Here is a 23,812-nt window from a genome sequence, read left to right on the forward strand (position 1 = left end):
AACGCTTATTCCGTCGCCTGCAGCCGTTCAGCCAATCCGCTGCGACGCTGAGTCGGCATGCGAATGGCCCGCAGCAACACCGCCTCCGTGGCATACATCGAGAGCTGCTTACGCGCGCGAGTGATCGCGGTATAGACCAGCTCACGCGTCAGCACCGGCAGGAAGTGATTCGGCAACACCAGGACCGTATGGTCAAACTCCGATCCCTGAGATTTGTGCACCGTCATGGCATAGGCGGTTTCATGCGCCGGCAAACGGCTCGGCTGCACCGACTTGATGCTGCCGTCCGGCAGTTGGAAATGCACGCGCAGATCGCCGTGCTCATCCGGCAGCGTGATGCCGATATCCCCATTGAACAGCCCCAGCGCGCTGTCGTTGCGGCCGATCATCACCGGCCGGCCCCGGTACCAGCGGCCGAGCACGCCCGGTTTGCGGTCGATCAGACCGGCACGCTGCAGCCCGAGCTCAATACGATCATTCAAGCCGGCGACGCCGAACGGCCCTTCACGCAGCGCGCACAGCACCTGAAAACGGCCAAAGGCCGCCAGCACCGCCGCCGCGTCCGCGCCTTCGGCGGTCAGCCGCAAATAGTCGCGATAGCCCGCCACGCAGGCATCCAACAGCGCCTGATACTCTTCGCTCGTCGCCAGCGCATAGCCCGTGACATCGCCGAAACTGCCGTTTAATGCCGCCAGCGCGCGATCCCCCGCACCGGCGTTGACCGCCAACGCCAACTGACCGATACCGGAACGGGCATCGAAACGGTAGCTCTTGCGCAGCAGACACAGGCTGTCGCGCACCGCCGCTTCCGCATCGGCCTGCTGCCCTGCGAGCGAACAGCCGGTCAGGCGGCTCAGCTCTGCGGCACGCGCGTCGCTGTATCCCTGCTCGGCAAAGCGGCAAATATCTCCCAGCACCGCGCCGGCCTCTACCGAGGCCAGCTGATCGCGGTCGCCGAGGAAAATCACCCGCGCCCGATCGGGCAACGCGGCAATCAGGCGTGCCATCATCGGCAGATCGACCATCGAGGCCTCATCCACCACCAGCACATCCAAATGCAGCCGGTTGCCACGGTGATAGCGCATGCGCTGACTGTTCGGTTGCGCCCCCAACAGACGGTGCAACGTCGCCGCCTCCGTCGGGAACAGCGCCTGCTGCGCCGGGGTCAGCGCCAGTTGACGGCTGGCGCTGCCAAGCGACTCCGTCAGGCGCGCCGCCGCCTTGCCGGTCGGTGCCGCCAGCTGAATGCGCAAGCGCGCGCCTTCATCCAGCTGCACCAGCGCCGCCAACAGCTTGGCGACGGTGGTGGTTTTACCGGTGCCAGGCCCGCCGGAAATGACCGCGATACGCCGCGTAGCGGCCACTGCGGCGGCGATCTTCTGCCAATCGGGCTCGTCACTCGCCGCGCCGAACAAGCGGTCGAGAATAATGCGCAGCTCAGCCTCCGGTACCGCCAACGACTCGCCTTCACCGCCGATAAACGCCGCCACTTCACCTTCGTTTTGCCACATGCGCTGCAGATACAGGCGCGGCCCGCGCAGCACCAGTGGCGTAGCGCTACTGCCGTCCCCGACCGCTGCGCTGGCCGCCAAACGCTGCTGCCAACGCGCGCTATCCGGTCGCCCGGCCGCCTCCCACACCGCCAGCGCCAACGCCGGCTGGCGCCCTTCAAACAGCGTGTCTGCCTGCAGCTGTTCCAGCATCAGACAGACGTGACCGGCCCCCGCCTCTGCGCTCAGGCAGGCGGCGGCCAGCAAAATATCGGGCTCGTCTTCGTTCGCCACCACGCGGGCGAACTGCACGTCCAGCGGGCGCAGCACGCCAAGCGCTACCGCCTGCTCCAGCAGTGCGATCATGATCCTTCCTCCGTCGCCGCAGCTTCGCCGCTGAACAAGCGATCCATCCCCTCCACCAACTCAAACTCGGGGAGACAGGTGAAAATGCCGTTGCCCGGGTGCGCCGCATCCACGCCGCGCAGGAACAGATAAATCACCCCGCCAAAATGGCGCCGATAATCGTAATCCGGCAACCGATGACGCAGATAACGATGCAGCGCCAGCGTATACAGCTGGTATTGCAGATCGTAACGATGCTCCGCCATCGCCTGCTCCATCGCCGGCCGGGTATAGGCGCTACTGTCTTCCCCCAGCCAGTTGGACTTGTAGTCCAGCAGGTAGTATTTGCCCTGCCAGCAGAACACCAGGTCGATAAAGCCTTTCAGCATGCCCTGCACCTGATGAAAATCCAGCGCCGGACAGCGGGCGGAAAGCGGATCGTAACGCTTCACCAGGGCATCGAGCTCCTTCGCCTGCAACAACCGGTTAATCGGCAAATAGAACTGCAGCTCGGCCTGCTTGTGCTGCGGCGTCAGCGCCGCCAGCGTCACACCGCTGTCGGCGAGCGGCGTGTTGAGCAATACCCGCATCCACGCCAGCAAAATCGGCTGCCAATGTTCGGCGAACCCGTGCTGTTGCAGCTGTGCCAGCAGCCACTGTTCGTCCAACGGCTGAGTGAAATCCAATGTTTCGAACAGGCTGTGCAAGAAGGTGCCGGGCGTTGCGCCGCGCGGGAAGGTATGCGGTGTGAGCGCTGGCTCACTTTCTTCCCCGCGCTCGCCCGCGGCGTCAACATCCAGACGCGGCAGCAGATCCTGCATCAGACTCGCGCCGTGCTGTTGCAAACCGGTATAGCTGGTCACCCGCCAAAAATCCTGGATCCGCCGGGTAAAGTTTTTCGCCGCCAGCGCTTCGGCCAGCGCCGCCTGGGGCTGCCAGGGCGCCTCGTCCGGCGGTTCCACCAGCGACAGCGCAATGCCGCCGCCCGCCAATTGCTGCAGCCGCTCCTGCAGATACGCCGCGTCGCCGGCCTGCCCCCCCTGCACCAGATAACCCAATGCGCTGCGGTGCAGATCGGTCTCGCCCTGTTTCTTGCGCGTGCCCTGGAACAACGGCGCGATGCCGATGCTGCAGTGATACACCGAGCGGGTCAGCGCCACGTACAGCAGACGCAGGTCTTCCGCCAACCGCTCCTCCTCTGCCCAGGCCTGGCTCTCTTCATTGGCGTCGAGATCCAGCAATGCCTGGAAGCTATGGCGATCGTGATACAGCGCCTGTTGCTGCTGGCGGAAATTGCCGACGAACGGCAGCCACACCAGATCGAATTCCAGCCCCTTAGACTTGTGGATGGTGATCACCTGCACCAGATGCCGGTCGCTCTCCAGCCGCAGCTGTTGATTGTCGGACTGGCGATTAGGCTGGGCAATCTGCTGCGCCAACCAGCGAACCAGCGCATGCTCGCTGTCGAGCTGCGCCGCCGCCTCTTGCAACAGCTCCCCCAGGTGCAGCACGTCGGTCAAGCGACGCTCGCCGCCGGCGCTGGCCAGCAGGTTCTCCGCCAGCTGGCGCGCTTTCATCACCTCGCTCAGCATCGGCAACACGCCGCGGCGCAGCCAGAGCGTGCGGTAATCGTCGAATTCATTAACCAACGCGTCCCAGGCGCGCTCATCGCGGCTCAGGCCGTCCAGCGTCGGCGCGTCCAGCCCCATCAGCCCGGTGGCCATGGCGCTGCGCAGCGTGCGCTCCTGTTCCGGCGCCAACACCGCCTGCAACAACCACAGCAGGTCTTTGGCCTCCGGGGTGTCGAACACGCTGTCGCGGTTGGATAGATACACCGATGGAATGGACAGCGCGCTCAGCGCATCGCGCACCAACGCAGCCTCATTGCGGCTGCGCACCAGCACCGTGATATCGGAAGCTTGTACCGGCCTTGGCTCTTTGCCGCCCTGCAGCCACGCCTGGCCCTGCTGCCCGGCGCTGAGCCAGTCACGAATTTGCGTGGCGCACAGGCGCGCCATCAACTGTTGGTAATCACTTACACCGGCGCCTTCCCCCTGCTGCAGCCAGAACTGCATCGCCGGTTGCGGCTTGCCGTGCAGGTCAAACGCCAACCCTTGGTTCTTTTCTGCCGCGCTGACCTCGATAAAGGGGATTTGGCCGAACAGGAAAGGCTTTTCTACCTGAGAAAACAGGTGATTAACGCTGGCGACCATCGACGGCGACGAGCGCCAGTTAGTCTCCAGCGTATAGTGGGCGCTCACCTCTGAACGCGCCCGCATGTAGGTAAAAATGTCGGCGCCACGAAAGGCGTAAATCGCCTGCTTGGGATCGCCGATCAGCAGCAAGCCGCAATCGGGCCGGCCGACGTAAAGCTTTTGGAAAATACGGTATTGCTGCGGATCGGTATCCTGGAATTCATCGATCATCGCCACCGGGTAGCGCTGACGGATCGCCTGCGCCAGCTGTTCGCCGCCGCCGCTTTGCAGGGCGCCGTCCAGCCGGCTGAGCAGGTCGTCAAACCCCAGCTCGGCGCGCTGGCGCTTTTCCTGCTGAATGGAAGTGCGGATCTCGCTGAGCGCGCGCGCCATGATCAGGTCGCGCAGCGTCAAGGGTTCATCGAACAGTTCATCTATCGCCGTGAACAGCGCATGCCGCGGCGGCTCGCCTTTCTTGGTCTTCTCCAGCAGCACCGACTGGCGAAATTTATCCAGTTCCTTCGGCAGCTGGTAGTCCTGAGTCTCCTGCCCGCTCCATTCGCCGACCTTGTTCAGCCAGTTCGGCAGGTGCTTGCTGCTGTAACTACGCTTATCGACGCCTGACTGGGCGATCAGCGCCTCCAGCTCGCCCGCCGCCGCCCGCCATTGCGCCTTGATGGCGTCGATGCGTGCGACGATCTGCTCGTGGCGCATCAGGACGGTTTCTTCCTCCTTCGGCGGCCGACGCAGCGCCGGCGCTTCACCGTGCAGATAACCGGAGAGATCGGCCAGCAACGCTTCCGGGCCGCTCCACTCCTGGCTGACCGCACGCGCCACGCCCAGCGGCAACGGATAGCAGTGGCGACGCCAAAAGTCGGCACAGGCCTGCCGCCGCAGCGGCAGCTCGTCCTGCACCAGCGTTTGTTCAAACAGCATGCCGGACTCGAAGGCGTTGTGCGTCAGCATTCGTTGGCAAAAGCCGTGAATGGTGTAGATCGCCGCTTCGTCCATCTGCCGCTCCGCCGCCAGCAGCTGCGAAGCGGCGTCGGTCAAATCGTCAATTTCAGCCATTAGCGCCGAAAACAGCGGGTTGGCGCTGACGCCCCGTACACAGGCGATGCGTAATCCGTGAATATTGTCGCGGATACGCCCGCGCAGCTCCTCGGTGGCGGCCTCGGTAAAGGTCACCACCAGGATTTCTTCTACCGTCAGCGGGCGAGGAAACGCCGCTTCACCGCCCAACCCCAGCAGCAGACGCAGATACAGCGCGCCGATGGTAAAGGTTTTGCCGGTGCCCGCCGACGCCTCGATCAGGCGTTCGCCGAACAGCGGCAGCGTCAGCGGCTCCAGCCTCTGCGGGGCAGTTTCCGTCATGGCGTCGCCACTTTGCGCGGCAGGATCTGCTGCAATGCAGACGCGTTCGGATAGGTGACCCAGTCCTTAGGCGCCGCGTAATCCGCCTTGTCTTGCCCGCTGCCACTCACCTGTGACAGCACCGCCAGCCCCTGTGGCTGGATCACCGCCTGGTGGAAATAATCCGCCAGTTTGGCCGGCGTCAGCTGTTGCACCTGCGCAATCAGCTTCTGACGGGTATCGAAGGCAAAATTGCCGCGATCGAAATCGTTGGCGAACCGACTGGCCTCTTCGCTCAGGGTTTGCGGCCGCTGCTTCAGCTCATTGATGAGCGCCTGTTTGTACTGCTCAAAGTCCGCCTCGCTCATGTCGCGCAAGCGCTTCTCGGTTTTCGGGTAGAAATCCTGATAGCGCTGGTACAGGTAGGCCGGCTGCTTGCTGTTGCTCTGCAACAGGAAGCCCACGCCCCACTGGCGCCCCACCGACATCGGGAAGGCAAAGACCGCATACCCCAATTGCTCCTGAGTGCGCAGTTGGCTATAGAACCACGGCTGAATAATCTGCCCCAGCAGCGAGCTGTAGGCCATGCCGGTCACTTCATCGTAGCCGGTCGGCACATAGACCGCCGCCAGCGCCGAGTCGGTGCTGCTGCCCACCTGTTGCAGGTTGGCCAGCTGATTCTTGTCCACCACCACATCTTCGCCGTGCCACCATTCAATGCCGGTACAACCCAGGCGATGCTTCAGCGTCGACGCCAGCGTGTCGACCTGCTGCTTGCTCATGTTGCCCACCACCAACAGCTCTGGCGTGGCCTCGGCCAGCAGGCTCTCGCGATAGGCCAGCACGTCTTTCAGCGTCAGCGTCTTCAGCACTTCGCGGCGCTCGCGGCGTTCGGAATACGGCACGCGGGAAACCATCTGCACCGGCTGAATGGCCAGCTCAAACGCCTTGCCCTTCTCGGCGGCGTCCAACTGTTCCAGATACCAGGATTTGGCCTGCGCCAGCTGATCTTCCGTCGGCGTGAAGCTGGAATAGCCCTCGATCAGCGCCGTCAGCAACTGCGGCAAACGCTGGGTAAAACCGTTGGCGTTAAACATCAGGCCGTTGTTCGGCGAGGTCGAGAAGCTCAGTCCGCCGACCGATGCCTGATAGCTCAGCTGATCCAGCGCGAGGCCGGCCAGATAATCCGTCAGCGAGAACAGCACCTGGTTACGCGCGGAATCCATGGTCTTGGCGTTGCGGAAAGCGACGGTGACGTCGGCCTTCGGCTCGTCGGCGAAGTAACGGCTCGGCATGTACAGCACGCGCAGGCCAGGTTTATCCACCACCATTTCCGGCTTTTTGAACTCGTGCGACGGCTTGGTCAGGGTAAAGTCATCCGGGATGTACGGGTTGAGCGCCGGCAACGACAGGGAAATGCCGCTGCCCAGCTGCTGCCACTGCGTAAAGCGCTGCGGCGTGATTTTGTCGACCTGGTAAGGCGCGTTGACGAAATAGGCCGTCTTGTTGTGCGGCTCATCCGGGCTGACGAACCAGATGCGCGCGTTTTGCGGCGTCATGGCATCCAGACGTTCGGCGATCGCCTTAGGATCATAACGATCGGCCAGGTAAGGCGCGTCCAGCGCATGCTCAACCGGCACGCGCAGCATCGTGTCCACCAGCCATTCGATGTAGTCCATGTCGCGCGTGATCGACGGATAACGGAAATCCAGGTTCAGAACATGCGAGATTTCATCGAAGTAGCTCTGCTTGATGCCTTCGCTGCGCAGCATTTTCAGGTAGTTGAAAATGGCGGCGACGACTTCGTCGCGCTGGGCCAGGCCTTTGTCGGTCAGGGAGACGCTGATGGCGAAGACGCCGCCGTTGCGATCGACCATCGGATCGGCGCCGGCATTGATGGCGTCCGCCAGCCCCTGCTTCTGCAACCAGTCAGACAGCGTGTTCTTGCTGCGGTTGCCGATCAGGTAGCTGATGTAGGTATCGGTTTTGCTGCGAAACGCGGCGCTGTTGTTATCGATGCGGAACTCGACCTTCAGCTGCTTGCGCGGCTGCGCCGGCACATAGTGAATGATGATGCCCTGCTGTTCCGGCGTCACGGCCGGCACGGTGATCGGCGGCACGCTGGCGTCGTGATTCGGCACGCGGCCGAAGGTTTTCGCCGCAATATCAGCCAGCTGCGGCAACGGCTGATTGCCGTACAAAACGCCCATCATCAGGTTGGCGGAGTAGTAGCGTTTATAGAAGCCGGTCAGCTCATCGTGCAACTTGCTGTCCGGCTTGTCTTTCAGCGTATCGAGATTACCGCCGGAGAAGCGCGCGCTCGGATGCGCCGGGTTAAGGGTTTCCGCGCCGACCTGCGCCATACGCATGCCGTCGCGCGAACGCGCCATCGTCAATTCGGCGTTCACCGCGTTGCGCTCGCGATCGGCATTGCCCGGATCCAGCAGCGGCTCGGCAATGGCGTCGGCCATGCGATCGACCGCCTGCTCCAGCGCGTCATTTTCCACTTCCAGATAGAAGGCAGTGCGATAAGAGGCCGTGCTGGCGTTGTGGCTGCCGCCGTGCTTTTTCAGGAATTCGGACAGGTTCTCCGGCTCTGGGTAACGTTTGGAGCCCATCAGTACCATATGCTCCAGATAGTGCGCCAAGCCCAGTTGGCTGTTCGGATCTTCGAGTGACCCAACCGGCAATGCCAGCGCCGCCAGCGATTTCGGTGCCCGGGCATCGGACACCAGCAACACCGTCATGCCGTTAGCCAACTTGATCGCTTCATACTGACGTGGATCGTGTTCGCTCTTGTTGATCTTCTCCGCCAGCGGTTGCCATCCTTGCGCGGCCCAACTCAACGGTGCCCAACACATAGCCAATAATACCAGCCCGGCGATACGGGCCAACTGTCTGCGCATATCCAAAATAAACCCCTATTCTGACGTCGCTACGCCCACTCCCTGACGTTGGCGACGTGCATCAAAACCACATAACCAAATCGGTACTCGCCGGGTTCTTCGCCAATGTGGCGGCCCGAAACACGGCGGGTATATGCCTGTTCGTTATGTAAGACCGGGAATTACCCCAATGGTTGAATATAACCTTCGTTATTTTTACCACCTCCCGCCGCACAGCACCACCGGGGGATTGTTACCCCAGGTTATGCCGCGCCACCGGCAACAGATAACGCTCTGTTTCGGCCAGTATTTGCGCCAAGTATTCATTATCCAATTGGCGGAACACCCGCTGCACGTAGGGATCTTCCCCTTCTCCGGAAATGCGCTGATCGCCCTGCCAGGCCTGCAGCAGTTTGGCGCGTGCCTTAATTTGCGCTTCTTCCTCCCAGTCGATTTCCTGCGTTTCCGGCAGATAGCACTGACTTAGCCACGCCCAGCCGCTCTTGTTCAGCAACAGCAGCGGCTGACTCAGACCGCGCTGATAGCCCGCCAGCAGTTCCGCCAGCTGCGCCTGTGCCTCTTCTGGCGCCAGCGCGGCAAAGCGCCAGGCGGAATTCTTGCGGCCATACATGCGGCTCTCGCCGGTGCCGCCGGCGCAGCAGTACACCAGGTGCTCCAGCCACAGCAATATGCCGTCCACCGCCGACAGCGTAGCGGGCCGCCAGCGCAGCAGGCCGTCATCCTGCACCTGATGCAGCCAGCCGCTGAGGCGCACGCCGGCGATATCGATATCCAGCTCCAGGCTATGGCTCTCTGCGCGTTCCGCACGCACCTGCTCGGCCAGTTCGCTCATCTCTTCCTGCTGCTTTTGCCAATAGATTTCGCCGAAGGCGCCATAGGGCAAGCCGCCGGCGGCGCGCACCCGCAGGAACAACCGTTCGGGATCGTCGCCGTCTATCAGCGTATTCAGCAGCTGGCTGTTGAACTGGTAGCGGCTGAGGTTATCCAGCGTGAAGGGTTCTTCGTCGGGCAGCTCGGTCTCTTCCAGGATAAAACTGACGCCCAGCCGCAGTTGGAAAAATGCGCGAATCGGATGGCGGTAAAATCGCAGCAGCTCATCCAACGATATTTGCTGCAGCGCTTCGGCAGGCAGCGGCTGGTTGAACGCCGGATGCGCCGCACCGCGCCCATCGGCGGCGGGCAGCCACTCGGCGGCATAGCTTTGCGCCTCCGAGCCCGGCAAGAAATTCTCGGCGGCGAACGGCATGCGCGCGTGCCACTTCAGCAAGTGCTCACCAACCCGCCGGGCGCTGGCGTCTGCGCTGAGTTCCTCATCTCCCGGCAGACAATAGCTTTGCTCCAGGTACTCCAGCAGCTCGGTGACCAGCACCGAAGGGTAGCGCAGGCTGTTGTCCTGAATGGAACGGCCGATGAAACTGATATACAGCCGCTGCTGAGCGGACAAAATCGCTTCCAGGAACAGATAGCGGTCGTCATCGCGACGGCTACGGTCACCGCGCTTAACCTGCTGCGCCATCAGATCGAACCCCAGCGGCGGCAGCGTGCGCGGATACACGCCGTCATTCATGCCCAGCAGGCACACCACCTTGAACGGAATGGAACGCATCGGCATCAGCGTACAGAAGTTGATTTGTCCGGCGAGGAAGCGCTGGCTGATGCGCTCCTGATCGAGGCGCGCCGCCAGATCGTCACGCAGAATGGTCAACGGCACCTCATCGGGATAGCGCGCCGCCAGGCCAAAATTGATGGCCTGCTGCCACTGCTGTTCGATCAGCGCCAACACAACTTCGGTGTCGCTGTCCGCAGCGAAGAAGGCATCCAGCAGTTGCCGGCACAGCGGCAGCCACGCTTCGAGCGGGCGCGCTTCGCTCAAGATTTGCCGCCAGTGGCTGAGCTGCGCCAGCAGATCTGCCAACTGCCCCGCCAACTCGGCGACCAATCCGCTCGATTCGTCGTAAGGTAAAATGCCCTGCCAATCGCCGGCATTGCTGTCCATCGCGTAGCCGAGCAGCATACGCGTAATGCCGAAGCGCCAGGTATGCTGGCCGGTGGCGGGCAGATCCAGTTCGCGCACGTTATCGTCGTCCAGGCCCCAGCGCACGCCGGATTCACCGACCCAATGACGTAACAGGCGCAGCCCCTCTTCGCCAATGGCGAAACGGGCGGCCAGGGCCGGCACCTCCAGCAGCGCCAGTACCTGTTCCGAGGTAAAGCGACTTTGCGGCAGATCGAGCAGTGAAATGAACGCCTGCAGCGCCGGATGTGCCTGGCGCGCTTTACGGTCGGAAATGGCGAACGGCAGGTAGCGCTCGGCGGGGGCATTGCCGAACACCGCCTGAATGTAAGGCGTGTAGCTGTCGATATCCGCCACCATCACGATGATATCGCGCGGCGTCAACGACGGATCCTGCGCCAGCATGCTCAGCAGTTGATCGTGCAAAACCTCCACTTCTCGCTGCGGGCTGTGGCAGGCATGCAGGCTGAGGGAGCGGTCGTTCTCATCAAGCGGACGTTTGCTGAAGCTGCTTTCCAGCGTTTCCGCGGTAATACCGATTACCGCATGGTCTTCCAGCTCCAGCATATCGCGCTGAACGGCGTGCAGCATGGTATCGGCCGGGATGTCGACAAAGGCGTCGACCTCTTGCACCCCTTCCATCTGCGACAGCAGATAGAGGTGATCGCGCCCCAGCTTGCCCCAGGAGGCCAGCAGCGGGTTACTGAGCTGCTGCTGGCCTTCGGCGTCAAACAGGCGCGCCGCGTCATCCGGCTCGCGGAACAGCCCCTGCTCACGAACCTGGTGGTAGTGACGGCGCTTGCGGCTCTGCAAGCGAGCCAGGAAAGCGTAATCCTGAATGTCGCCCCAGTAATAGCGACAGGGGTTGGTAAACATCAGGTGGATATCGATATGCCGCCCCAGCGCCTGCAGCGCCTCCAAATAGACCGGCGGCAACGCCGAGATGCCGCAGATAAACACCCGCGGCGGCAAACCGGGCGGGCACGTTTTTGCCTGCTCCAGCGCGTGGATAAAGCGGCTGTACAGATTGGCGCGGTGCCATTCCGGCTGCCCCAGCTCTTGCGTGTACTCCACCAATCGCGCCCAGAGCGGCGCCTGCCATTGCTGAGCCTCCGCCAGACCGTCGATACGCTCACCGCGCTGCCAGCTCTCCAGCCACTGCGGGCGATAAACCAAATACTGGTCGAACAGGTCGGCGACCCGGCCGGCCAACTGGTGGATCTTGCGCTTGTCGCCGTCATCGGTCAGATAGTGCTGCAGTGGCGCAAACGCCGGCTGGGTCAGCATCTCCGGCAACAACCACATCAGCTTCCAGGTCATGGCGTCCTTGCTGAAGGCGCTCTCTTTCGGGATATCCGGCAACACCCGGGTGAACATGTCCCAAATAAAGGTCGCCGGCAGCGGAAACGCGACATTGGCGGCGATGCCGAACTGTTCCGCCAGCTGCATCTGCAGCCATTGCGCCATGCCGGGGCTCTGCACCAGCACCACTTCCTGTTGAAAAGGATCGGCCAACGGATCTCTGGCTATCAGCGCGCTGGTCAGCGTTTTCAACAAATCCAGCTGATTGGAATGATAAACCGTGAACATCAAGGCTCCTTTAAAACAAAAGACATACCGGCTTAAAAGCGGGTGCAATACCAGCGGCTCAGCGTTGCCCACTGCCGCTGCGGCGTTTGGATCCTGACCGTCAATCGGCGGCAATCACTCTCCGCATCGTCAAGCGCCGTCTCGCGTCGCCACCCTTCCGGCAGCGGTTCAGCCTCGAGCCGTCCGGTGACGGCAAACGCCTCCAGCTGCTGATGCGCCAGCCCCCAGGCTTGCCGGTAGTGCCACTGGCGCTGAAACGACTGCAACAGCACCTGATGATACTGTAACAAGCCCAGCAGCGACACCGAGAACAGCAAGGCCGCCACCAACACTTCCGGCAGGCTGAAGCCGTTGCGGGATAGCCGCCCAGCCCGAGCGTTAGCCGTCACAGTCGGTCAGCCTTTTCTCGGGGCAAAAATCCAGCCGACCGCCCGGCTGTGCTTGCACCTTGCCAGCGCCCTCCGCGCCGTTAAAAGTGCCCCATTGATACAACCATAGCGGTTCACCGCCGCGCATTTCGCCAAGGCCGCGTACCGTCACAACGCCCGCTCTGGCAGACAGCCGAGCGCAGGCCGTCAGCTCCGCGCGCTGCCTGCATAACCAGGCCGCCGCACTCAGCTCAGCGCGTGGCCAGCGCTGGCTCATGCCCCAACTCAGCGCCGAAGCGGCCTGATTGTAAGCCTGAAGGTAACGCTGCTGATCGGCAGCCAGTAACAGCGCGTTATCCAACTGCCGATGCTGAGCGTTAAGCAACATCAGCCCCAGCGCCAACAGCAACATCACCGCCGCCAGGGTGCTACCGCCTCGCTGGGTGCGCCGGTTCATGGCAGCGCCGCCATTTCGACGCTCCCGCTCAGGTTGCGCCCGATACGCGCATCGCTGGCGGAGCGCCCCGCCAGCGTCAGACGGGCCAGCGCCCCGCCGTGCTCCCCGCGCTCAATCGCCACATGAAACCGCTCAATGCGCACCTCGTCATGGTCGAGTAGCCGCTCCCAGCCACCGCCATCGCATTGGCTCACGCCGCGCTGCCCTTCCAAGGCGCCATTGCGCAGCCGGTAACCGAAATAGCCTGCATCCTCGCCCGAAGTGAGCCATTGCCCGCTGCGAGTAATGTCGTAGGCGACGATAACGCAGCTGCCCGCCGCCTCTCCCGCAGCCTGGCCGATCAGCAGCGGCCGGCCGGCGCACTGCCCGGCGCAAAAACCGGCGCGGCGCAGATCTTTCTCAATGCCGAACGCCAACTGCCGCAGCGTTGACTCCAGCCGAAAGTGCTGGCCGACGGCCACGCTTTGCTGGCGCAACAGCGGGTACGTTTTCGCCGCGCCAAGCGCGATTACGCTGCCGAAGACCAACGCCAACATCACCTCCGGCAAGGTAAAACCGCGTTCTAAAGTCAACATAGCGCCATGCCCCTGAGCCGCTGCCCTTCGTTGCACAAACGCAGTCGCCCACGGGCAGACAGCACCAACCGCAGGCTGCCTGCGTCGTTGCTGAGAAGGATGTGCCCCGCCTGCGCGGTATTGCGCAAACCGTAAAACCCAATCTCTTTGCCGGTGTAGCCGCTCAAAGCGACGTCGCGATAAGACGGTGAGAAAACGGAACCCTCGGCGGAAGCGCAATCCGGCGGCGGCACACCCCCGCCCAGGCACCAGGGCGTGCCGTTCTTGAACCACAGCAGCGTCGTGCGGTTGCGCCAGTTGGCGTCCGCCTGCAACCGCAGCAGAAACGCCAGCAGCTGCTGGGCAGTATGTTCCAGGCGCAGCGTTTGCTGATGGTGGCGCCATTGCCCGACGCCCCAGCCGGTCAGCATGCCGGCGATCAGAAGCGCCGCCAACAGCTCAATCAGCGTCATGCCACGCTGGCAGTCATCGATGTTCGATAGCGTATTTTCTTTCATGCGGCCAGTGTAAGGGCCGTAACAAGGCGGTAAAGCCGCATGCGCAAGCCTTGCGGCAAGCTATGCAATGTTTTCCCTATAGCGACAAGTGGCGACAATAAAATGCGGCGCGGTGCGCAATGCGGATAAAAAAAGGTTCATCGCGCTTTAGCGTGAACCAATAGAAAACGGCAGTCAGAACGTTTAGGTTTGTATTCGCCAAAACACACCCTAAACCTTCAAAACTGCCGTCACTATGAATGCTAACCTTTGCTCCCTGTTCTGGGAAGGCTTTATCGTCAATTCCTTCTCGCATCCTTCTGCCAACTCCTTGCTTATCCAGCTCCAGCCTGACGCTGCCGTCATGCCCTGTTGTCGGCGTTGTGAGCGGCGGGTGCCTGTTGTGCATGATGTTTCCTTCCGCCGAGTGCGTGAACGCCAGCTGCTCGATTGGGTCGTCTGGCTCAACGTCCCCGTCCGGCGCCTGTGTTGCCCCCATTGCGGGGTCACCACCGAAAAAATCAGCTGGTTGCCTGAACGCCAGAGATATACCACGACGCTATCCGTATGGGTTGAGTCACTGGTCCGTTTACTGCCGATTAAACATGTTGCACAACTCACCGGCCTGCACTGGCATACGGTCAAGAATATCGACTACCGGCGTCTGCTGCGGGAACGGACAGAGCCGCAGCGCCATACCCTCCGCCGTCTGGTGATGGATGAGTTCGCCCTGTTCAAAGGACATCGTTATGCCACCGTGGTGATGGATGCGGATACGCAACAGGTGTTGTGGGTGGGCGAAGGCCGCAGCAGAGCGGCCTTCCGCCCCTTCTTCGTCTGGCTGGGCGCTGAAGGCTGTGCCGCTATCCAGTCTGTCGCCATGGATATGAATACGGCGTTAGACCTGGAGGTCAGGCATCACTGCCCGCAGGCGGAAGTGGTCTATGACTTGTTCCATGTGGTGGCAAAGTATGGCCGGGAGGTTATCGACCGGGTCCGCGTCGACCAGGCCAATCAACTCCGTGATAACCCAAAATCGCGTCAGGTCATCAAACGCAGCCGCTGGCTGCTGCTGCGCAACCCCGAAAACCTGCCCGAAGGGCATGAGGTAAAGCTCACGGAGTTGCTGGAGGCGAATCAGCCGTTGAATGTGGTCTGGCTGATGAAAACAGCGCTGAAAGAACTGTGGTACGCCCCGAGTGAACAAGAGGCGCAGAGACGCTGGATAAGCTGGTACAGGCAGTCTCAGGAAAGCGGAATCAAGGCGTTGCAACACTTCGCCGAGAAACTGAAAGGGTATGCCGGTGGCATCATCGCGAGTGCCAGACACAGGTTGAATACCAGCGTGCTGGAAGGGATGAACAATAAGATAAAAGTGATGAAGCGGATGGCCTATGGATACCGGGATAACGCTTACTTCTTCCTGAAAATCAAAGCAGCGTTCCCCGGTAAAGCGCGATGAACCTAAAAAAAGGGGCACAATCGCTGCGCCCCTGATGTGATGCGGTTAAGGTCAGATCGCGACCGGTGCCTTGATGGCCGGATGCGGATCGTAACCTTCGATCTCGAAGTCTTCGAAACGGTAATCGAACAGCGAAGCCGGCTTGCGTTTGATCACCAGTTTCGGCAACGGACGCGGTTCACGCGTCAGCTGCAGCTGAGTCTGTTCCATGTGGTTGCTGTACAAGTGGGTATCGCCGCCGGTCCAGACGAAATCGCCCACTTCCAGATCGCACTGCTGCGCCATCATGTGCACCAACAGCGCGTAGCTGGCGATGTTGAACGGCAGGCCGAGGAAGACGTCGCAGGAACGCTGGTACAGCTGGCAAGAGAGCTTGCCGTCCGCTACGTAGAACTGGAAGAACGCGTGGCACGGCGCCAACGCCATCTGATCCAGCTCGCCGACGTTCCAGGCGGAAACGATGATGCGGCGCGAATCCGGATCCTGCTTCAGCTGTTGGAGCACGTTGCTCAGTTGATCGATCTGACGGCCGTCCGCTGCGCCCCAGGCGCGCCACTGTTTGCCGTACACCGGGCCGAGATCGCCGTTTTCATCGGCCCACTCGTCCCAAATGGTGACCTTGTTGTCACGCAGGTAGGCGATGTTGGTATCGCCGTTCAGGAACCATAACAGCTCATGAATGATCGAACGCAGATGACATTTCTTGGTGGTCACCAACGGGAAACCTTCCTGCAAGTTGAAACGCATCTGGTGGCCGAAAATCGACAACGTGCCAGTGCCGGTACGGTCGGCTTTAGGGGTGCCCTCGGCGAGCACCTTGTTCATCAAATCCAGATACTGTTTCATTTGTCCCTCACGACAGTTGTTGCTGCGGGCGACGACGGTACGCCCAAATCATCATAATAACACCGGCCACCACCATCGGGATGGACAGGATCTGCCCCATGCTGATAACGCCGTCGAACAGGCCAAGCTGGGCATCCGGCTGGCGGAACGCCTCAACGATGATGCGGAATGTGCCATAACCGATCAGGAACAGGCCCGATACGGCGCCCATCGGCCGCGGCTTGCGAATAAACAGGTTCAGAATGATAAACAGCACCACACCTTCCAGCAGCAGTTCATACAGCTGCGACGGGTGGCGCGGCAGTACGCCGTACTGGTTCAGCAGCGGCAGCAGAGAAGGATCGGCGGCGGCGAGGGCCACGTCTTCGCTGCGCGAGCTTGGGAACAGCATTGCCCAGGGGGTATCGGTGGTCACGCGGCCCCACAGTTCACCGTTGATGAAGTTGCCGAGACGGCCGGCCCCCAGACCAAATGGGATCAGTGGCGCGATAAAATCGGAAACCTGGAAGAAGGTGCGTTTGGTGCGGCGAGCGAACCAGAACATCACCAGAATCACCCCCATCAAGCCGCCGTGGAACGACATGCCGCCATCCCAGACCTTGAACAGATAGAGCGGGTTATCCAGGAACAGCGGCAAGTTGTAGAACAGCACATAGCCCACGCGGCCGCCGACGAATACGCCCAGGAAACCGGCGTAGAGCAGGTTTTCAACTTCGTCTTTGGTCCAGCCGCTGCCCGGCTTGTTGGCGCGGCGCACCGCCAGCCACATGGCAAAAACGAAGCCGACCAGGTACATCAGGCCGTACCAATGCAAAGAAACCGGGCCAATGGAGAAAATGACCGGATCAAATTTAGGAAACGCCAGATAGCTATTGCTCATCTATCACCACAACATGTCTGTTATTTTTCCCCATGCGGGGGCGGCAGGTGCCAAGCGGCGACGAAGATTATCCCGCGCCTTGCAAACGGCAGCGTTAGCCGCTGTGGTGTGCAAGGCGACGAGCATGCGCCGCGCTGAGGTTGCGCATCATAACATAGGCTTAGCGCGGTCCGGTCCGGCAGGGCGGGAAAAGTTCTGTAAAAAAATCACACCGCGCGGCGGCTATCGGCCCCCGCGGATCAGCCCGCCCATGCCGCGCCGCTCCATAAACGCCGCCACCAGATGGCGCACTTCGGTGGTCATCTGAGTGTTCAACACCCGCTGTGCCAGCACTTCGGCGTCGGCAAGGTCGATATGCCGCAGCAGGTATTTGATGCGCGCCACGCTGCGGCCGTTCATGCTCAGATTACGATAGCCCATACCCACCAGCAACAGCGCGCCCATGGGATCGCCGGCCAGTTCACCGCAGAGGCTAAGCTGCAACCCGGCTGCTTTCCCCTGCTCGGCGATCAGTCTCAGCACCTGCAACATCGCGGGATGCAAACTGTCGTATAACGAGGCGACCCGGGTGTTGTTGCGATCCACCGCCAGCAGGTACTGCGTCAAGTCATTAGTGCCGACCGAGATGAAATCAACGCGCCCGGCCAGATGCGGGATCAGGAAAATCATCGACGGCACTTCCAGCATCACGCCGATCTTCGGTTTCGGGATCGTGTAGCCGAGCACTTCTTCCACCTCGCGCCCGGCGCGGTCAATCAGGCGTTTAGCCTCGTCGACCTCCTCCAGGCTGGTGACCATCGGCAGCAGAATGCCCAGGTTGCCGGTGCCGGCGTTAGCACGCAGCATCGCGCGCACCTGAATCAAAAAGATCTCCGGCTGATCCAGGGTAATACGGATGCCGCGCCAGCCCAGGCAAGGGTTCTCTTCGCTGATCGGCATATAGGGCAGCTGTTTGTCGGCGCCGATGTCCAGGGTGCGCAGCGTGACCGGCTTGCTCGGGTAAAGCTGCAGCATGCCCTGGTACTGCGCGACCTGCTCCTCTTCAGAAGGGAAGCCGCTTTGCAGCATGAACGGGATTTCGGTGCGGTATAGCCCCACGCCATCCACCCGGCCGCCCAACAGCTGTTCATGTTCCGGGCTGAGGCCGGCATTCAGCATCACCTGAATGCGCTCGCCGCTTTTCAACTGCGCAGGCTGCTCGACGTCGTCTTCCGCCAGCTTGCTCAGCTCCAGCTCTTCGCTGATCAGCCGTTGATATTCCTGCACCAGTACCGGCTCAGGATCGACCAGCAGTTCACCGCGATAACCGTCGACGATCAGCAGCCGCTGGCTGAGCAGAGAAGGCTGGATGTCGGCGCCCATCACCGTCGGTACCCCCATCGCCCGCACCAGAATTGCCGCATGCGAGTTGGCGGCACCGTCGCGCACCACCACGCCGGCCAGACGATCCTGCGGCACTTCGGCCAGCAATGTCGCGGTCAGTTCATCCGCCACCAGCACAAAACGCGCCGGCCACTGGGTGGCGCCCTGGGTGGTGTCGTCGAGGTGGAACAGCAGGCGCTGGCCCAGCGCGCGCAGATCGCTGCCGCGCTCGCGCATGTAGGTGTCCTGCAGTTTGGCGAACTGCTCGGCAAAGGTTTCTATCACCTGTTTCACCGCCCACTCCGCCACCGAACCGTTGTCGATTTCGGCGAACAGTTCGCGCTTGAGACGGGCGTCGTTTAACAGGTGAGAATAAAGATCGAAGATCGCCGCGCTCTCTTTTTGCGAACTGGCGGCAAAACGCTTGCTGAAGCGGCGAAATTCCGCGCCGGCCTCTTCCAGCGCCAGGGTCAGGCGCTCGCGCTCGCTGGCGGTGTCCAGCGTCGACGCGCGGTAAACCTGATCGAGAGAAGGCTGGCTGCTGTCCTGCCACCCTTCCGCCACCGCCACGCCGGGCGAAGCCGCCAGCGCGCGCACGCGCGTTTGGCGATACTGGCCGAAAATGGCGTTGAGCTGCGACTGTGACAGGATCCCAGCCATCTGCGTGGCCAGGGTGACCATGAAAGACTCTTCGCTTTCGTCGAACTGGCGCAGTTCGCGCTGCTGCACCACCAGCACGCCCAGCAGCTGGCGCCGATGAATGATCGGCACCCCGAGGAAGGATCGGAAACGATCCTCTTTCACCTGCGGAACGTATTTGAAACTGGGGTGGCTTTGGGCATCGGCCAGGTTGATAGGCTCGGCCCGGCGGCCGACCAACCCGACGACGCCCTCGTCAAACGCCAATGCGATAGTGCGCCCGCGCGGCTTTTTCAGCCCGCGCGTGGCCATCAGGTAGTAACAGCGGCGATCGTTGTCCGCCAGGTAGATGGAACACACTTCGGTGTCCATCGCCAGACAGGTTTCATTGACCAGCAGATCCAGCGCATCCGTCAGACTGGCCGCCGCGGCCACCTTCTCTACAATTTCTCGCAAGCGCGTGAGCATAGTCGGCTTAACTTAACCTCTCTTTCGGCGATAAGCGGGGGCCTGCCGCGGCGCCGCCTGCTCTTGCATCGGCATCACGGTCACAGCGAATTCTTTCATCACCCGGCGGTAGACGTCGCGTTTGAACGACACCACCTGGCGCACCGGATACCAGAAGCTCACCCAGCGCCAACCGTCGAACTCCGGCGTGCTGCTGCGCTGCATGTTGATATCAGCGTCATTGCACAGTAGCTGCAACAAAAACCATTTTTGCTTTTGGCCGATACAAACCGGCTTTGTGTCCCAACGCACCAAACGTTTCGGCAATTTATAGCGCAACCAGTTGCGGGTCGAAGCCAGGATGCGCACATCCTTTTTACTCAGCCCCACTTCTTCGAACAGCTCACGGTACATCGCCTGCTCCGCAGTTTCGCCAGGGTTAATCCCACCTTGGGGAAACTGCCAGGAGTGCTGACCGTAACGGCGGGCCCATAAGACCTGCCCCTGACGATTACAGATTACGATACCAACATTCGGGCGGTAGCCATCATCATCGATCACCGGACTACCTCGATAAGCTTAAATTCGCATAGATGTCCTGATTGTTTCACACAAGCTACAGGCGGTAAACCACTGCTTTACGGCGCTGCGGGCCGGATAACATTGAGATAACTCACAGATATAGGCAAAGTTATAAACATACCCCAGCCTATCTGGCCGGTTTTATTCACTTTTTCTGTGGATAGGTGTGTGCAGAACTCGAGGGATAAGCCGGTACAACTCTTAAACCCCAAAATCCCCCATTGCCCCCTAAAACACATATTTACTTTAAAAATATATATTTAACTAATGCCCCATCATTATGTACAGGGTAAAAATGTGATCTATGCACGGTAAGGATCTTACCCTGGCGAAAGATCCACCAACGCCGTTTTTATCCACAGATTATCCGAGCAAGTTACGCACAAAACGGACAAATTCGTAAAAAACTGCCCGAGTCAAGGCTGTAAATTGAACCAGTGATCGGTAAAAATTTGGGTTATCCCATAAATCTGTGGATAAATAGGTGTAAGATCCTGTTTATTGTCGGTGGCTTCAGGTGAACAAGCCCCGCCAGTGCATTGCCTACCCCGCAAGGAAATGAAAAAAGTCATGTAAAATCATGCTACTATTATTCTTTTCCCCAGGCGATGATGGTTATTGTTCGTCGTGCATAATTGCAGTACGTTTTTCAACCAAATTCGACAGGCTTGATTTATGGCGTTTTTATCCCCTTTGCCGCCCCCGCCGGAAAATGAACGGCAGCTGTTCGAGCGTGCTCAGGCGCTGGCCGGCGCCAGCTTTGGCGAGCTGGCCGCCCGCGCGCAGCTGCCGATCCCCAAGGATCTGAAGCGCGATAAGGGCTGGGTGGGCATGCTGCTGGAGCTGTACCTCGGCGCCATGGCCGGCAGCAAACCGGAGCAGGACTTTCCCGAACTGGGCATCGAGCTGAAAACCATTCCTGTCGACGCCGCCGGCAAACCGCTGGAAACCACTTTTGTCTGCGTCGCCCCGCTTACCGGTAACAGCGGCGTCACCTGGGCCAGCAGCCACGTTCGCCACAAGTTGGCGCGCGTCTTGTGGATACCGGTAGAAGGCGAACGGCAGATCCCGCTGGCCGAACGCCGCGTCGGCTCGCCGCTGCTGTGGAGCCCGAGCGCCGCAGAAGAAGAGAGTCTGCGCCGCGATTGGGAAGAGTTGATGGATCTGATCGTACTCGGCCACGTAGAGCGCATCACCGCGCGCCACGGCGAAGTGTTGCAGCTGCGCCCCAAAGCCGCCAACAGCAAGGCGCTCACCGAAGCCATCGGCGAACAGGGGCAACCTATCATGACGCTGCCGCGCGGTTTCTATCTGAAAAAGAGTTTTACCGGCGCGCTGCTGGCAAGACATTTCTCAATCTAAGCAATTTCGTTTAACTCTGGTTTAGCTAACCCTGTCAGCGCCACGATAAACGCGTATAATTCACGTTTTGCATTTATTAAGTATTAAGGTGTGCCGGGCAATGTTCGAATGGATTATGGATCCCAATGCCTGGTTAGCGTTAGGTACGCTAACCATTCTTGAGATCGTACTGGGTATTGATAACATCATTTTTCTGTCGCTGGTGGTGGCCAAGCTGCCCAAAGCGCAACAGAACAAAGCTCGCCGGCTCGGTCTGGCCGCCGCCATGATTATGCGCCTGGCGCTGTTGGCCTCTATCGCCTGGGTGATCCGCTTGACGCACCCGCTGTTTACCGTGCTGGATCACGCCGTTTCCGCCCGCGATCTGATCCTGCTTCTGGGGGGGCTGTTCCTGATCTGGAAAGCCAGCAAAGAGATCCACGAAACCATCGAGGGCACGGAAGAAGAGCACCACACCAAGGTGCACAGCTTCTTCGGCGCGATCGTGCAGATCATGCTGCTCGATATTATCTTCAGTCTGGACTCGGTGATTACCGCCGTGGGCCTTTCCGACCATCTGTTCATCATGATGGCGGCAGTAGTGATCGCCGTCGGTGTGATGATGTTCGCCGCCCGGCCGATCGGTGAGTTCGTCAATCGCCATCCGTCGGTGAAAATGCTGGCGCTGGCGTTCCTGATCCTGGTGGGCTTCACGCTGATGCTGGAAAGTTTCCAGGTGCACGTGCCGAAAGGCTACATCTACTTCGCCATGTTCTTCTCGATGTCGGTAGAAGCGCTCAATCTGATGCGCAGCAAGAAAAACCGCTCGCCGGAATAACCCTACCCGGAAGCCGCCATCGGCGGCTTCCATCGCTTCGTTGACCTCTCATTTCACTTTTTCTTATCAGATAAAGACTTATCTGAGACGCCCTTCGCCGAGAGTTTGCTAATCTTGAAATAACAACCTTTTCTGCATAATTGAGGATCCGCAGGATGAAAAAGTGGGTAATGGCAGTGTCGGCGCTGGTGATGGTGGCCGGCCTGGCGGGATGTTCCAGCGACTACGTCATGGCGACCAAAGACGGCAACATGATCCTGACGCAAGGCAAGCCAGAGATCGACAAAGACACTGGCCTCATCAGCTATAAAGACGAGAAAGGCAACCACCGCCAGATTAACGGCGATCAGGTTTCCCAGGTTATCGAACGCTAATCACCACCCGCCGGCTATCGCCCGCGCGAGCACGGTAGCCCTCATTCGTGTCCGCACGGAATCCGCTTCCCCCATCTTCACCGCTTGGTTATAGTCAGGAAAGGCGACATCGCCGCCCGACGGACTTTGCGCCGTCTTCTGACATTGGGCTCCTGTTTCACCGGGCCGCGCGGCCCGTCAGCGCTAACAAGAAAGGAAGGCCGTTAATGCAATACCACCGTATTCCCCACAGTTCTTTAGAAGTGAGCGTGCTGGGACTGGGCACCATGACCTTTGGCGAACAGAACAGCGAAGCCGACGCCCATGCGCAACTGGACTATGCATTGGCCGCAGGCGTGAACCTGATAGACACCGCCGAACTGTACCCGGTGCCGCCCCGCCCGGAAACCCAGGGCCTGACCGAGAGCTATATCGGCAGCTGGCTCAAGGCGCGCGGCAATCGTGAAAAAATCGTCCTGGCCAGCAAAGTCTCGGGCCCGGTGCGCGGCACCGACAGCAGCATCCGCCCGCAGCAGGCGCTCGATCGCAAAAACATCCGCGCCGCTTTGGACGCCAGCCTCAAGCGGCTGAACACCGATTATCTCGATCTTTATCAATTGCACTGGCCGCAGCGCGCCACCAACTGCTTTGGCAAACTCAACTATCAATACACCGATGACAAAGCTACGGTTACGCTGTTGGAAACGCTGGAGGCGCTGACCGAGCAGGTGCGCGCCGGCAAGATTCGCTATATCGGGGTATCCAATGAAACGCCCTGGGGCGTGATGCGCTACCTGCAGCTGGCGGAGAAACACGAGCTGCCGCGCATCGTGTCGATTCAAAACCCTTACAGCCTGCTGAACCGCAGCTTTGAGATTGGCCTGGCCGAGATCAGCCAGCACGAAGGGGTAGAACTGCTGGCCTATTCCAGCCTGGCGTTCGGTACTCTGAGCGGCAAATACCTCAACGGCGCTAAACCGGCCGGTGCGCGCAATACGCTGTTCACCCGCTTCAACCGTTATTCAGGGCAGCAAACCCAGCTGGCGATCGCCGAGTACGTGGCGCTGGCCAAAAAACACGGGCTGGATCCTTCGCAGATGGCCTTGGCCTTCGTGCGTCAGCAGCCGTTCGTCGCCAGCACCCTGCTGGGCGCCACTACGGTGGAGCAGTTGAAAATCAACATCGACAGCCTCGATGTGGTATTGGATGAGGACGTGCTGCAGGCGCTTGAAGAAATCCATACCCGGTTTACCATTCCGGCGCCTTAATACAGCCGGGGCGCAGCCAGGCTGC

The 23,812-nt window shown here is 60.6% G+C and carries 18 protein-coding genes; 5 read left to right on the plus strand and 13 right to left on the minus strand.

The genetic code is table 11. The features are described from left to right. Positions 1 to 5: 5 nt before the first annotated feature. The 9 genes from recD to C3F38_RS26680 all read right to left on the minus strand — a co-directional run bounded on the left by recD (position 6) and on the right by C3F38_RS26680 (position 14,178). Positions 6 to 1,856 (minus strand): exodeoxyribonuclease V subunit alpha, encoded by a 1,851-nt coding sequence (gene recD / locus C3F38_RS22495; protein WP_055317066.1) that lies wholly within the window; start codon positions 1,854 to 1,856, stop codon positions 6 to 8. Continuing rightward, complete coding sequence (recB, locus tag C3F38_RS22500; protein ID WP_055317065.1) at positions 1,853 to 5,404, minus strand: exodeoxyribonuclease V subunit beta; 3,552 nt, start codon at positions 5,402 to 5,404, stop codon at positions 1,853 to 1,855. Before recB ends, recD begins: the two co-directional genes overlap by 4 nt. Continuing rightward, positions 5,401 to 8,289, minus strand: coding sequence for a pitrilysin (gene ptrA, locus C3F38_RS22505; protein WP_055317070.1), 2,889 nt, complete (start codon positions 8,287 to 8,289; stop codon positions 5,401 to 5,403). Before ptrA ends, recB begins: the two co-directional genes overlap by 4 nt. Before the next feature lie 232 nt (positions 8,290 to 8,521). Then, positions 8,522 to 11,893, minus strand: coding sequence for an exodeoxyribonuclease V subunit gamma (gene recC / locus C3F38_RS22510; protein ID WP_055317064.1), 3,372 nt, complete (start codon positions 11,891 to 11,893; stop codon positions 8,522 to 8,524). 32 nt (positions 11,894 to 11,925) lie between these two features. Then, positions 11,926 to 12,282 (minus strand): prepilin-type N-terminal cleavage/methylation domain-containing protein, encoded by a 357-nt coding sequence (locus C3F38_RS22515; protein ID WP_047729974.1) that lies wholly within the window; start codon positions 12,280 to 12,282, stop codon positions 11,926 to 11,928. After that, positions 12,272 to 12,718 carry a YgdB family protein gene (locus C3F38_RS22520; RefSeq protein WP_055317063.1) on the minus strand — a complete coding sequence of 149 codons (447 nt, stop codon included), beginning with the start codon at positions 12,716 to 12,718 and terminating at the stop codon, positions 12,272 to 12,274. Before C3F38_RS22520 ends, C3F38_RS22515 begins: the two co-directional genes overlap by 11 nt. Then, positions 12,715 to 13,293 carry a prepilin peptidase-dependent protein gene (locus C3F38_RS22525; protein ID WP_047729972.1) on the minus strand — a complete coding sequence of 193 codons (579 nt, stop codon included), beginning with the start codon at positions 13,291 to 13,293 and terminating at the stop codon, positions 12,715 to 12,717. Before C3F38_RS22525 ends, C3F38_RS22520 begins: the two co-directional genes overlap by 4 nt. Then, the gene (locus tag C3F38_RS22530) at positions 13,287 to 13,790 is read right to left on the minus strand and encodes a prepilin peptidase-dependent protein (RefSeq protein WP_055312346.1); all 504 of its coding nucleotides are present in this window, start codon (positions 13,788 to 13,790) and stop codon (positions 13,287 to 13,289) included. The genes C3F38_RS22525 and C3F38_RS22530 overlap by 7 nt, the downstream gene beginning before the upstream one ends. Positions 13,791 to 13,866: 76 nt before the next feature. Then, complete coding sequence (locus C3F38_RS26680; RefSeq protein WP_233790581.1) at positions 13,867 to 14,178, minus strand: hypothetical protein; 312 nt, start codon at positions 14,176 to 14,178, stop codon at positions 13,867 to 13,869. On the opposite strand from C3F38_RS26680, the gene C3F38_RS22535 reads away from it, so the two are divergent. Continuing rightward, positions 14,065 to 15,231, plus strand: coding sequence for an ISL3 family transposase (locus C3F38_RS22535; protein WP_233790579.1), 1,167 nt, complete (start codon positions 14,065 to 14,067; stop codon positions 15,229 to 15,231). The two genes, C3F38_RS26680 and C3F38_RS22535, sit on opposite strands and share 114 nt — an antisense overlap. Positions 15,232 to 15,282: 51 nt before the next feature. Here the strand turns inward: C3F38_RS22535 and thyA are convergent, their stop codons facing one another. The 4 genes from thyA to rppH form a co-directional block, all read right to left on the minus strand. Continuing rightward, positions 15,283 to 16,077 (minus strand): thymidylate synthase, encoded by a 795-nt coding sequence (gene thyA, locus C3F38_RS22540; protein ID WP_016929918.1) that lies wholly within the window; start codon positions 16,075 to 16,077, stop codon positions 15,283 to 15,285. 7 nt (positions 16,078 to 16,084) lie between these two features. Next, the gene (gene lgt, locus C3F38_RS22545) at positions 16,085 to 16,957 is read right to left on the minus strand and encodes a prolipoprotein diacylglyceryl transferase (RefSeq protein WP_055312345.1); all 873 of its coding nucleotides are present in this window, start codon (positions 16,955 to 16,957) and stop codon (positions 16,085 to 16,087) included. A 222-nt stretch (positions 16,958 to 17,179) separates the two neighbouring features. Then, entirely contained in the window at positions 17,180 to 19,426 is a 2,247-nt protein-coding gene (gene ptsP, locus C3F38_RS22550) for a phosphoenolpyruvate--protein phosphotransferase (RefSeq protein ID WP_047729970.1), read from the minus strand. Positions 19,427 to 19,438: 12 nt separating this feature from the next. After that, positions 19,439 to 19,966, minus strand: coding sequence for an RNA pyrophosphohydrolase (gene rppH / locus C3F38_RS22555; RefSeq protein WP_004931849.1), 528 nt, complete (start codon positions 19,964 to 19,966; stop codon positions 19,439 to 19,441). A 696-nt stretch (positions 19,967 to 20,662) separates the two neighbouring features. Here rppH and mutH point away from each other — a divergent pair. The 4 genes from mutH (at position 20,663) to C3F38_RS22580 (ending at position 23,787) form a co-directional block, all read left to right on the plus strand. After that, complete coding sequence (mutH, locus tag C3F38_RS22565; protein ID WP_038878695.1) at positions 20,663 to 21,349, plus strand: DNA mismatch repair endonuclease MutH; 687 nt, start codon at positions 20,663 to 20,665, stop codon at positions 21,347 to 21,349. 100 nt (positions 21,350 to 21,449) lie between these two features. Continuing rightward, complete coding sequence (locus C3F38_RS22570) at positions 21,450 to 22,166, plus strand: TerC family protein (RefSeq protein WP_038878693.1); 717 nt, start codon at positions 21,450 to 21,452, stop codon at positions 22,164 to 22,166. A 155-nt stretch (positions 22,167 to 22,321) separates the two neighbouring features. Beyond that, the gene (locus tag C3F38_RS22575; RefSeq protein WP_038878690.1) at positions 22,322 to 22,540 is read left to right on the plus strand and encodes a YgdI/YgdR family lipoprotein; all 219 of its coding nucleotides are present in this window, start codon (positions 22,322 to 22,324) and stop codon (positions 22,538 to 22,540) included. Positions 22,541 to 22,746: 206 nt separating this feature from the next. Beyond that, positions 22,747 to 23,787: an NADP(H)-dependent aldo-keto reductase gene (locus C3F38_RS22580; protein WP_038878687.1), complete on the plus strand. Its 1,041-nt coding sequence runs from the start codon at positions 22,747 to 22,749 to the stop codon at positions 23,785 to 23,787. Positions 23,788 to 23,812: the final 25 nt, after the last annotated feature.

Source organism: Serratia sp. SSNIH1, assembly GCF_002935055.1.
GTDB lineage: Bacteria > Pseudomonadota > Gammaproteobacteria > Enterobacterales > Enterobacteriaceae > Serratia > Serratia nevei.

Excerpts from the sequence above, each read along its gene's own strand:
- mutH (WP_038878695.1), top strand. The coding sequence starts at position 20,663 with ATGGCGTTTTTATCCCCTTTGCCGCCCCCGCCGGAAAATGAACGGCAG.
- C3F38_RS22580 (WP_038878687.1), top strand. The coding sequence starts at position 22,747 with ATGCAATACCACCGTATTCCCCACAGTTCTTTAGAAGTGAGCGTGCTG.
- C3F38_RS22530 (WP_055312346.1), bottom strand. The coding sequence starts at position 13,790 with ATGAAAGAAAATACGCTATCGAACATCGATGACTGCCAGCGTGGCATG.
- thyA (WP_016929918.1), bottom strand. The coding sequence starts at position 16,077 with ATGAAACAGTATCTGGATTTGATGAACAAGGTGCTCGCCGAGGGCACC.
- C3F38_RS22575 (WP_038878690.1), top strand. The coding sequence starts at position 22,322 with ATGAAAAAGTGGGTAATGGCAGTGTCGGCGCTGGTGATGGTGGCCGGC.
- ptsP (WP_047729970.1), bottom strand. The coding sequence starts at position 19,426 with ATGCTCACGCGCTTGCGAGAAATTGTAGAGAAGGTGGCCGCGGCGGCC.
- C3F38_RS22520 (WP_055317063.1), bottom strand. The coding sequence starts at position 12,718 with ATGAACCGGCGCACCCAGCGAGGCGGTAGCACCCTGGCGGCGGTGATG.
- lgt (WP_055312345.1), bottom strand. The coding sequence starts at position 16,957 with ATGAGCAATAGCTATCTGGCGTTTCCTAAATTTGATCCGGTCATTTTC.
- recC (WP_055317064.1), bottom strand. The coding sequence starts at position 11,893 with ATGTTCACGGTTTATCATTCCAATCAGCTGGATTTGTTGAAAACGCTG.
- recD (WP_055317066.1), bottom strand. The coding sequence starts at position 1,856 with ATGATCGCACTGCTGGAGCAGGCGGTAGCGCTTGGCGTGCTGCGCCCG.
- ptrA (WP_055317070.1), bottom strand. The coding sequence starts at position 8,289 with ATGCGCAGACAGTTGGCCCGTATCGCCGGGCTGGTATTATTGGCTATG.
- C3F38_RS22525 (WP_047729972.1), bottom strand. The coding sequence starts at position 13,293 with ATGTTGACTTTAGAACGCGGTTTTACCTTGCCGGAGGTGATGTTGGCG.
- C3F38_RS22570 (WP_038878693.1), top strand. The coding sequence starts at position 21,450 with ATGTTCGAATGGATTATGGATCCCAATGCCTGGTTAGCGTTAGGTACG.
- C3F38_RS26680 (WP_233790581.1), bottom strand. The coding sequence starts at position 14,178 with ATGCACAACAGGCACCCGCCGCTCACAACGCCGACAACAGGGCATGAC.
- recB (WP_055317065.1), bottom strand. The coding sequence starts at position 5,404 with ATGACGGAAACTGCCCCGCAGAGGCTGGAGCCGCTGACGCTGCCGCTG.